9 protein-coding genes are annotated in these 10,580 nt (G+C 74.8%); 4 read left to right on the top strand and 5 right to left on the bottom strand.

Going from position 1 to position 10,580, the window contains the following annotated elements:
- The first annotated feature begins 106 nt into the window (after window positions 1–106).
- The 3 genes from E1293_RS39110 to E1293_RS39120 are packed head-to-tail and all read left to right on the top strand — an operon-like array spanning window position 107 to window position 3,874.
- Window positions 107–754 (top strand): TetR/AcrR family transcriptional regulator, encoded by a 648-nt coding sequence (locus E1293_RS39110; protein WP_132203874.1) that lies wholly within the window; start codon window positions 107–109, stop codon window positions 752–754.
- Window positions 735–1,508 (top strand): ABC transporter ATP-binding protein, encoded by a 774-nt coding sequence (locus E1293_RS39115; protein WP_132203876.1) that lies wholly within the window; start codon window positions 735–737, stop codon window positions 1,506–1,508. Before E1293_RS39110 ends, E1293_RS39115 begins: the two co-directional genes overlap by 20 nt.
- Window positions 1,505–3,874: an ABC transporter permease gene (locus E1293_RS39120; protein ID WP_132203878.1), complete on the top strand. Its 2,370-nt coding sequence runs from the start codon at window positions 1,505–1,507 to the stop codon at window positions 3,872–3,874. Before E1293_RS39115 ends, E1293_RS39120 begins: the two co-directional genes overlap by 4 nt.
- A gap of 52 nt (window positions 3,875–3,926) precedes the next feature.
- Here E1293_RS39120 and E1293_RS39125 read toward each other — a convergent pair whose 3' ends face one another.
- Complete coding sequence (locus E1293_RS39125; RefSeq protein WP_132203880.1) at window positions 3,927–4,664, bottom strand: SRPBCC family protein; 738 nt, start codon at window positions 4,662–4,664, stop codon at window positions 3,927–3,929.
- 17 nt (window positions 4,665–4,681) lie between these two features.
- Window positions 4,682–5,314, bottom strand: coding sequence for an ArsR/SmtB family transcription factor (locus E1293_RS39130; RefSeq protein ID WP_132203882.1), 633 nt, complete (start codon window positions 5,312–5,314; stop codon window positions 4,682–4,684).
- Window positions 5,315–5,421: 107 nt separating this feature from the next.
- On the opposite strand from E1293_RS39130, the gene E1293_RS39135 reads away from it, so the two are divergent.
- Window positions 5,422–7,191: a glycoside hydrolase family 15 protein gene (locus E1293_RS39135; RefSeq protein WP_132203884.1), complete on the top strand. Its 1,770-nt coding sequence runs from the start codon at window positions 5,422–5,424 to the stop codon at window positions 7,189–7,191.
- A 78-nt stretch (window positions 7,192–7,269) separates the two neighbouring features.
- On the opposite strand, the gene E1293_RS39140 is transcribed toward E1293_RS39135, so the two are convergent.
- The 3 genes from E1293_RS39140 to E1293_RS39150 all read right to left on the bottom strand — a co-directional run.
- The gene (locus tag E1293_RS39140; RefSeq protein ID WP_132203886.1) at window positions 7,270–8,931 is read right to left on the bottom strand and encodes an MFS transporter; all 1,662 of its coding nucleotides are present in this window, start codon (window positions 8,929–8,931) and stop codon (window positions 7,270–7,272) included.
- Between the two features lie 21 nt (window positions 8,932–8,952).
- Window positions 8,953–10,125: an FHA domain-containing protein gene (locus E1293_RS39145; protein ID WP_132203888.1), complete on the bottom strand. Its 1,173-nt coding sequence runs from the start codon at window positions 10,123–10,125 to the stop codon at window positions 8,953–8,955.
- On the bottom strand, window positions 10,122–10,580 hold a 459-nt coding region (locus tag E1293_RS39150), incomplete at its 5' end, for a hypothetical protein (protein WP_243717222.1). The genes E1293_RS39145 and E1293_RS39150, both read right to left, overlap by 4 nt.

The raw sequence follows: 10,580 nt of genomic DNA on the forward strand, positions 1-10,580 counted from the left end.
CCTTCGTACGTCCGGCCCCCCGCCCCGACCCTTGCCCAGTGCAACGGTTCGGCGTATGCTTTAAGCAAGTGCTTAAAGCAAATGCCCAAGAAACGGGGGAGTGCGGATGGCGGGCGACGAGGTGCCCACCCGGATACGGCTGCTGGAGGCGGCCGTCGAGGTCATGGCCGAGAGCGGCTGGGCCGCGGTGACGTCGCGGGTCGTGGCGGACCGGGCGCAGGCCAACAACGCCCTGGTGCACTACTACTTCGGGTCGGTGGACGCGCTCCGCCGGGCCGCGGTGATGCACGCGGTGGAGAAGGAGCTCGAAGGGCCCGTCGAGGCGATCCTGCAGGCGCCGGACGCCCTGGACGGCCTCGCGGACGCGGTCAGGGCCCTCGTCGCCCACGGCCCCGGCACGCCCGGCCAGCGCGTCCTGGTGGAGGCGATGCTGCACGGCCTGCGCGACGAGGAGCTGCGCACCGAGACCAAGCGGCAGATCCGGATGTTCCGCGACCTGCTGACCGCCCGGCTCGCCGAGAGCCAGGCCGCCGGCCGGCTGCGCGCCGACGCCGACGCAGCGGGCCTCGCGGTGCTGCTCAGCGCCCTCATGGACGGGCTGCTCATGCACGTGCTGATCGACCCGGAGACCGACGCCGCCGGTTCCACGGCCGGGCTGCTGGCCCTGCTGCGGCCCTCCGGTGCTCCCTCCGGCACAGGCGGCGATGACGACGATGACGACGAAGGAGACGGCGATGGCGCGTCACGGCAATGAGCGGGCGGTGCTCCGGGAGGACGGCACGGTGGAGGGCACAGCAGGCGCCCCCGCGGCGGTGCTGCTGCGCGGCGCCCGCAAGACCTACGGGACCGGGCACGCGGAGGTCCACGCGCTCCGCGACGTGGACCTGGAGGTGCGGCGCGGCGAGTTCGTCGTGCTGCTCGGCCCGTCCGGGTCGGGCAAGACGACCCTGCTCAACCTGATCGGCGGAATCGAGCCCCCCACCGCCGGCGAGGTGATCGCCGGCGGCCGCGACATCTCCGGCCTCGGCGAGGACGGCCGCACCGCCTACCGCCGCGACACCGTCGGCTTCGTCTTCCAGTTCTTCAACCTCGTCCCGTCGCTGACGGCGCTGGAGAACGTCCGGCTCGTCGCCGAGCTGACCGGCCGCGGCGACCGGGAGCACGCGGAGAAGGCGCTCGCGGCCGTCGGGCTCGCCGAGCGCGCCGGCCACTTCCCCGCCCAGCTGTCGGGCGGCGAGCAGCAGCGCGTCGCGATCGCCCGCGCGATCGCCAAGGACCCGGCGCTGCTGCTGTGCGACGAGCCGACCGGCGCCCTGGACCTGGAGACCGGGCGCGGCGTCCTGCGCGTCCTGCAGGACCTCAACCGGGAGGGCCGGACGGTCCTGGTCGTCACCCACAACGCCGCGATCGCCGCCATCGCGCACCGCACGGTGCGGATGCGTTCCGGCCGCATCGTCGAGGTCACGACCACCGAGGCGCCCGCCACCGCCGACGAGGTGGCGTGGTGAGCACCCTCAACGTCAAGTTCCGCCGCGACCTGCGCCGCCGCCCCGGGCAGCTGGTGTCGGTCGTGGTGCTGGTGATGCTCGGCGTCGCCCTGTTCGGGGCCTCCTACGACGCCTACAAGAACCTCGACGCCGGATACCAGGCGATGTTCAGCAAGTACCGGTTCGCCGACCTGACCCTGTCGGGCGGCGACACCGCGGCGATCGCCGCGCAGGCCAAGGCCCGCCCCGGCGTCGAGAGCGCCGCCGTCCGCACCGTCGCCGACGTCCCGATGCGCATGCCGGACGGAGGCACCCTCGTCGGACGCGTCGTCGGGCTCCCCGCGGGGGCGCAGCCCGATGTCGACCGCGTCAAGGTCCTCAAGGGCCGCTACCTCGATCCCGCCGCCCCCACCGGCGTCCTCGCCGACAAGCACGTCGCGGACGACGCCGACCTGAAGCCCGGCGGGTCGGTGTCGGTGTGGGACGGCCGCGCCTGGCGGTCCCTCGGCGTGCGCGGCACCGTGTCCTCGCCGGAGTACCTGTGGCCCGCCGCGAGCCGCCAGGACGTGCTGCCCGCGCCCGGGTCGTTCGGCGTCCTGTTCGTGCCCGAGCAGCTGGCCCGCCAGATCGCCGGCACCACCGGGCCCAACCAGGTCACCGTCTACTACACCGGCGCGGGACGCGGCCACGCCGCGCGGCTGGACGCCGCGCTGACCGCCGCCGCCCGGCGGCACGGCGGGGGCGCCGCCGTCACCCGCGCCGAGCAGCCCAGCAACGCCACCCTCGCCGAGGACATCAAGGGGTTCTCCGAGCTGGCCGTCATGTTCCCGCTGCTGTTCCTCGCCGCCGCCGGCGTCACCGTCTACGTCGTGCTGACCCGCCGCGTGGCGCGCGACCGCGTCGTCATCGGGACGCTGCGCGCCAGCGGGTTCCGCCGCCGGACGGTCGTGGCGCACTATCTGATGACCGGTGTCGCCGTCGGGCTCGCCGGGTCCGTCCTCGGCGTCGCCGCCGGGCTGCTGCTCGCCGGGACGGTCACCCGCGTCTACGGCGACGCGATCGGGCTGCCCGAGACGATCGTGTCGGTCCGCGCGTCCACCGTCGTCGCCGGGCTGGCGTTCGGGTTGGTCGCGGGCGCGCTCGCCGCGCTGGCGCCCGCGGTGTCGGCCGCGCGCGTCCCGCCCGCCGAGGCGATGCGCGGGAACGTGCCCTCCGCCGGCGGGGGAGGGCTGGTCGCCCGGCTGCAGCGGTCCCTGCCCGCCGCCGAGCGGCTGCCGGCGGGCGTGTGGCTGGTGCTTCGCGGCCCCACCCGCCAGTTCCGCCGCACCCTGTACACCATGGCCGGCGTCGTCCTCGCGCTCGTGCTGATCCTCGTCTCGTGGGGGATGCTCGACTCCTCGCAGGCGACCGTGTCGCGGCAGTTCGACCAGATCCAGCGGCAGGACGCCGAGCTCACCCTCGGCCGCCCCCTCGACGGCGCCGCCCTCGGCGCGCTGTCGGCGACGAAGGGGGTGCGGGCCGCCGAGCCGTCCGCGCACGTCCCGGTGACGATCACCGCGGGGGACAAGGGCTACTCCACCACCGTCGTCGGGCTGCCCGCCGGCACCCGCATGCACCGGTTCCTCACCCCCGGCGGCGGCGAACGCGGGCTGCCGCGGCAGGGCGCGCTGATCGGCGCGGCGCTGCGCGGCAGGCTCGGCGTCACTGAAGGCGACCGCATCGGCCTGCGCCTCGGCGACGGCAGGACCGTCACCACCACCGTCGCCGGGTTCGTCGACGAGCCCCTCGGCACCTACGCCTACGCCACCCTCGGCCAGGTCGCGGCCTGGGCGCCGGCCGCCAAACCCGACACCGTGCTCGTCACCTTCGACGCCGGCGCCGACCGGGCCGCCGTCGAGCGCGCCCTGTCGGCCCGGCCCGGCGTCGTCGCCTACGCCGACTCCCAGGCGCTGAAGAAGACCATGGACGAGTACATGAACCTGTTCTACGTGTTCGTCGCGGTCATGCTCGCGTTCGGCGGGCTGCTGGCCTTCACCGTCCTGTTCGCCACCCTGTCGGTGAACCTCGCCGAGCGCGGCACCGAACTGGCGACCCTGCGGGCCGCCGGCGTCGGGCGGCGCCGGCTGGCCCGCCTCGTCACCGCCGAGAACCTCCTGGTCGTCGCCGCCGGCGCCGTCCCCGGCCTCGTCATCGGGCGGCTCGCCACCGGCGCGTTCCTCGGCGCGTTCAGCAGCGACCTGATGGCCTTCCACACCGAGATCCGGCCCGCCACGTTCGGCTGGTCCGCGCTCGCCGTGATCGCCGTCGCCTACCTGGCGCAGCGCCCCGGCCTGCGCGGCCTCGCCCGCATGAACCTCGCCACCCTGGTGCGGGAGAGGACGGGCTGACCACGCGCGAAGGGCGCCCGCACGATTGCCGTGCGGGCGCCCTTCGCGCCGGTCAGGCGTACAGGCCGGTCAGCCAGGTCCGCCACTGCTCTTCCGCCTTCTCCCGCGACGCGGAGGCGTCCGGGCCGAACCGGTGCAGGGCGATGCCGACCGGGCCGCCCCACGCGTCCCGCCCGAAGAACCGGTACATGGCGTCGCCGGTGCGCAGGCCGATGAAGTGCTCGTTGCGGTAGTCCAGCACCGCGTCCACCGGACCGGTGCCCGGCAGGTCCACCTTCACGGTGTCGCCCTCGGCTGCGCCGCCGAGGCCGAGCGCGCGGCCGACCGCCTCGAACGAGCCCCGGATCATGGACGCCTCCGGCCCCTGGACGTCGGAGTGCACCGCCTGCCGCCCGGTGAAGTGCGCCAGGTACTGGCGGAGCGTGTGCAGGTAGAAGTCGGTGTGCCGGTTCGCGCCGTCGTACTGGTCGTCCCAGTCGGCGGTGAAGATGCCGCTGTGCACGTACCGGACCCAGGCGCCCCCGCCCTCGCGCGGCTCGATCAGGTTGTCCAGGACGTTCAGCGTCTGCGGCACGCCCTGGATGCCGTCCGGGTCCTCCACCCGGCTGGTCAGCCGGTGCGGCGGGTCCCAGGCGGTGACGATGCCGAGGCCGGAGGCGGAGCCGCCCTCGCGCGGCTCGTACTCCGTCGGCCACAGCCATCCCGCGGTGCCGGTGGTGATCGCGTCCCAGACCTGCTCGGGCGACGCGCCGACCTCGAACTCGCGGACGATCTCGAACTCCTTGCCCATGGTCCCTCTCCTCGCTGTCAGGCTTCGATCTGCCCGGGTGCGTCCGGCCGTGCGGCGGACGCCCCGGGGGCGGTCTCCAGGGACGGGTGGACGGCGATGACCACGCGGTGCGCGCGGCCCCCCTCGGCCTCCCCGTCGTGGTACTTGCGGACGAGCGCGCCGACGCCGGCGGTCAGCTCCTCGATGAACGCGGCCCGGTCCGCGGCGGAGGCGAACCGGACCTCCCCGTCCAGCGCGTAGGTCGCCAGCCGCTTGTCGGCCCGCGCCGCCCCGGTGATCAGCGCGCCGACGTCGCGGACCAGCCGCCCCGCGACGGCCAGCAGCCAGCGCGCCGACAGCGCGTCCCGGTGCCGGTCCGGATCGGGCTGCACCGCGCCCAGGGCGAGCGGGGAGATGACGTACGCCGCCGCCGTCGCCCGCAGCAGCCGCTCGGTCATGTTGCCCTTGCGGCGCTCGCCGACCAGCTCGACCAGGCCGTGCCGCTCCAGCGCCCGCAAGTGGTAGTTGACCTTCTGCCTGGGCAGCCCGACCCGGCCGGCCAGTGTCGCCGCCGACATCGGCTCGGCCAGCTCGGCGAGCAGCCGCGCCCGCATGGGGTCCAGGGAGACGGCCGCCGCCTCCGGGTCCTCGATCACCGTCACGTCCAGCATGCCCCCATCATGGCCACCGACAAATAGAATTGTCAAGGCAGGACTTGTTGTCGGTTAACCGGACGAGGTCCCCGGATCATCGGCCGGTTCGCGGGTAATGGGAGGGCATGCTGGACGATCCGGGAGAACGGGACTCCCTGCCGAAGGCCCTGCGCGACTACGCCCTCATCGCCGACGGGGAGCGCGGCGTCCTCGTCGGCCCGCACGGCGAGTACGCCTGGATGTGCTTCCCCGCCTGGGACTCGCCCGCCGCCTTCGGCGGCCTCCTCGGCGGCGCCGGCGGCTACGTCGTCCAGCCCGCGTCCGGGCGCTGGGTCTGGGGCGGCTACTACGAGGACCACGGGCTCATCTGGCACAGCCGTTGGGTCACCGGAGACGGCGCCATCGTGGAATGCCGCGAGGCGCTCGCGCGCCCCGCCGATCGCGACCGGGTGGTCATCCTGCGCCGCTGCCGCGCCGTGCGCGGCGGCGCACGCGTCCGCGCCCTGCTGGACGTCCGAGCCGGAGACGGCGCACCCCGCATGCGGGACCTGCACCACCACGCCCCCGACTGGACGGCCCGCTGCGGCGGCGGCACGTCCGTCCGCTGGCGCGGCGGCGACGAGGCCGTCGTGCGCGAGGGCGCGGACGGGGGGCCTCTGCTCGCCCTCACCTTCGACCTGGCCGAGGGCGAAACCCGCGACCTGGTCCTCGAAATCGCCGAAGGCGAACCGAGGGGCTCCCTGGACCCCCGGGAACTATGGGACGCCACCGAGAAGGACTGGCGGCAGGCGGTCCCCGACTGCACCGACACCATCGCGCCGCGCGACGCCCGCCTGGCCTACGCCGTCCTCACCGGCCTCACCAGCACCGGCGGCGGGATGGTGGCCGCCGCCACCACCGCGCTGCCCGAGCGCTCCAACGAGGGACGCAACTTCGACTACCGCTACGCCTGGATCCGCGACCAGTGCTTCGCCGGGCGCGCCGTCGCCCTGCACGGCGGGCCGCCCCGGCTGCTGCGCAACGCCGCCGACTTCGTCTCCGCCCGCATCCTCGCCGACGGGGACCGGCTGAAGCCCGCCTACACCGTCACCGGCGCGGACGTACCGGACGAGAGCCACCCGGACCTGCCCGGCTACCCGGGCGCCGACGCCGTCACCGGGAACAAGGCCGGCGAGCAGTTCCAGCTCGACGCGCTGGGGGAGGGCCTGCTGCTGCTCGCCGCCGCTGCCGAGTACGACCGGCCCGGCCCGGACGCGGCGAAGGCCGCCCGCGCCGCCGCCGACGTCGTCGCGCGCGTCTGGACCCGGCCCGAGGCCGGGATCTGGGAGACCCACGACGACCTGTGGACGCACTCCCGCCTGACCTGCGTCGCCGGGCTCCGCCAGGCCGCCCGGACACTGGCCGGCCCCGCGGAGGCCGACCGGTGGACCACGCTCGCCGACGCCATCCTCGCCGAGACGTCCCGCACCTCGCTCACCGCCGGCGGCAGGTGGAAGCGCGCGCCCGGCGACGACCGCGTCGACGCCGCCCTGCTCATCCCGCCGCTGCGGGGCGCGCTGCCGAGCGACGACCCCCGCACCGTCGCGACGCTGCGGGCCGTCCGCGAAGACCTCGTCCAGGAGGGCTTCGTCTACCGGTACCGGGTCGGGGACGAGGCCCTCGGCGTCGCCGAGGGCGCCTTCACCCTCTGCGGCTTCTTCCTCGCCCTCGCCGAGGACCGCCAGGGCGAGACCGCCTGCGCCCTCGGCACCTTCGAGCGGACCCGGTCCGGCTGCGCGACCAGCGGCCTGTTCTCCGAGGAGTACGACGTCGAGCAGCGGCAGCTGCGCGGCAACATGCCCCAGGCGTTCGTGCACGCCCTCCTGCTGGAGTCCGCCGCCCGCCTCGCCTCCTGACACGCCTCCCGGCACCGGGTGTCCTGGCACGGGTGTCCTTGCACGGGTGTCCTGGCGCCGGGCCCCCGGGACGGGAGGTCAGGCGCCGGCGGGGGCGGGCTCCGCGACCGGCGGCTCGTCGCCGTCCGCGCGCCCGCCCCGCGTCTCCACCCCCCACACCGCGACCACCAGCACCGCGAGCAGCAGCGGGACGGCGCCGAGCAGCGCCGTCTGGCCGATCGAGGGGACCGTCGCCCCGATCACCAGCACGATCGTGACCGCGACGCCGCCGAGCTTGCCGACCCCCGCCGACAGGCCGGAGCCGCGCGACCGGATCCGGGTCGGGTAGATCTCCGAGCTGTAGGCGGCCAGCACCGCGGCGATCGTCGCGGTTCCGACGATCGGGCCCGCCAGCAGCACGTACAGCCACGCCCGGTCGTGGGCGAGCGACTCGCCCGCGACCGAGAACGCCACCAGCGCCGCGGCCACCACCGCCGTCAGCACGATGACGGTCTTCTTGGCGCTCCAGAGCCCGTACATGGCGGCGGCGGCGAACACCAGCGGCAGGCCGATCAGCGAGGAGTCCCGCAGCGCCCGGTCCGCGGTCTGCTGCGCCAGGCCGAGCTTCTGCAGGTTGGACGGGATCCACAGCTGGAACCCGTACGTCACCAGCCCGACCCCGAGACCGAGGACCACCACGGCGAGGCTGAGCCCGGTGAACGGGGGCCTGAAGAGCGGGCCGAAACCGGAGCCGTGCGCCGCCTCCCCGCGCTCCTCCGCCTCCCTGAGCTCCTCCGCCTCCCTGAGCCGCGCCCCGGCCCCCGCGGCCGCGTCCTCGACGGCGCCGTACCGCGCCATGATCTCCCGGGCCTCCCGCTCGCGGCCGTGCGCGAGCAGGAACCGGGGCGACTCGGGAATCCATCGGTTCAGCGCGATGAGCAGGACGCCCGTGGGCAGCCCGACCAGCCACAGGATCCGCCACGAGTAGTGCGGGACGAGCGACGACGACAGCCAGCTGGTGATGACGTACGCCAGCGCGAGGTTCCCGCCGATGAGCACCATCACCCAGCCGCGGTGCCGACCAGGGATCATCTCGGCGAGCAGCGAGAACGTGATCGGCAGCATCCCGCCCGCCGCGATGCCCATCAGGAAGCACATCAGCAGGTTCCACGAGAACGACGGCATGGTGCCGCAGATCGCGGTCGTCACGAACATCACTCCGGCCAGCAGGATGGACGAGCGCCGCCCGATGCGGTCGCCCAGCCAGCCCCACAGGAACGAGCCGAGCACCGTCCCGCTGAGCCCGAACAGCGGCAGCAGCGCCACCGGCCAGTGCCCGTCCGGGTTCAGCGCGGACTTCAGCCCGTACTCCTTGCCCATCCCCGGCGCCACGAACGACAGCGTGATCGGCTTCATGGCGTCGATCGTCACCGCCGTCGTCATCACGATGACGAGGCCGATGTGGGCGGGCCGCATCGGCGCGTCGTGCGCGGCGCGCACCCGCACCTCCCCGGCCCGCCGGGCCGCGGCGAGGCCGCGCGGGATCAGCCCGTAGGCGGTGGCGGCGAGCCCCGCGACGATCAGCGCCATGCCGGCGTACATCGAGGCGTCCATCGCCATGCCCCGCATGTGGTAGTGCATGTCGGCCGCGTTGATGTACATCGGCAGGTGAAGCGCCACGCCGGTCACACAGGCGGCGAACCCGGCCCAGAAGGCCAGTGGATGGGAGAAGGCGATGTCGCCCGCGTGCCGTTCTCGCATGGTTCCCCTTCGGGATGTTGATCAGATTTTCCTGTTTGACTCGAAACGGAAGACCCTGGTTCGCCCGATCCTGACCGACGCCCCCGGCGGCAGCTCGACGGGCGTGTCCGGCGCGAGCCGCTGGAAGTCGGCCTCGCCGGGCCGCTTCAGCGCGGTGCCGTTGGCGGAGCCCAGGTCGACCACGTCGACCTGCCACTCGCGCAGCCGGACGAGGGCGTGGCGCCGCGAGACCGACTCCTCGTGGTCGGTCAGCCGCAGCGGATGCGCCCGGCCCTGCGCCACCTCGGGCGCCCCTTCCGGCCGCCGCCCGATCAGCTGGTCGTCGTCGAGCGGGACCGTCTGCCCGTCGTCCACGATCAGCATGCCGAGCGGGGGCCGCGGGCCGTGGAACGGCGACAGCGTGAGCTGCAGCATCGAGATCCCGCAGACCGCGCAGTAGTGCGCCCGGGGGTCGTTGAAGTGCTCGTTCTTGCAGTTGACGCCGAGGACCTCGGGCCCGGACGGGCGCCGCTTCGGGTGCCTGCGGATGAGGCTGACTCTTTCCCGCGGCTCCGGTGCCGCGGCCTGTGCGCGCGGGGACGGAGCGGCTGCCGGGCCCGGTGCGGGGGGCAGGGCCAGGGCGCCGGCGTCCAGCATCGTCTTCAGCCGTTCCTGCGGGACGAGCCGGGGCACCCGCGCCGCCTGCTCGTCCCGCCCCGCGGGCGCCGGGCGGCGCAGCGACCGGCGCAGGCCGCCGCCGCGCACCACGCCCGAGCCCAGCCGCAGCCGCGGCTCGGCCAGCCCGGCCCCGCCCAAAGTCAGTTCGAGGATGGAGACCGGCCCGCCGACCGTCCGCTCGGACGGGCCTGCGGGCCCGCCGCCGACCCTGATCTCCTCGCCGCCGTCCCGCACCACGCGGGCGGCGGCGTCCCCGGACACCAGGACGGTGAGCCCGCCGTCCCCGGCCGGCCCGGCGGCGGCGCACGCGTACGGCCGGGGCGGGCGCCGTGCCGCGAGGATCCGGGCGGCGCGGGCCACGAGGTCCGGCCCGTCCCCGCCCGCGCCCGCCACCGCCTCCAGCGCGGCGAGCAGCGCGTCGGCGAGCGGGCCGGTGGCGGCGTCCGGTGCCGCGCACACCAGCGACAGGCCGCCCTCCTGCGCCACGAGGCCGTCGCCGGGCAGCAGCCGCGCGGGCTCGGGGGCTGCGCCGCTCACAGCACTCGTCCGCCGCGAAGCCTCCACTGGACGAGCAGGACGCGGATGGGGCCGTTGACGAACAGCCACTGCCCGAGCCACACGAACACGAACATCGTGAAGAACGTGGACGCCGCGACCTCGCCCGTCCCGGGGACCAGCCCCGCGTCCAGCAGCAGCCACATCAGCAGGCCCTCCGGGACGATCGTGACGAGGCCCAGCAGCGTCGGCCAGTCCTTGTCCCAGCGGAACTGCATCAGCAGGTGGTACAGCAGCTCCCAGAACACGCCGGCGACGATGACCGCGGCGAGCATCAGGTAGGCGGTCTTGTACGCCGCCCCGAGCGACCCGGTCGTGCTCGGCAGCACCGGGACGATCAGCCCGGTCAGCACCGCGCCGACGGTGGCCAGCACGAACACCCGGGTCTGCAGGCGTCCGGCGAGGGTGGGGATCACGGTCCGGTGCTCCTTGCTACC

Origin of the sequence: Actinomadura darangshiensis, from assembly GCF_004349235.1 — a bacterium.
Lineage (GTDB): Bacteria > Actinomycetota > Actinomycetes > Streptosporangiales > Streptosporangiaceae > Spirillospora > Spirillospora darangshiensis.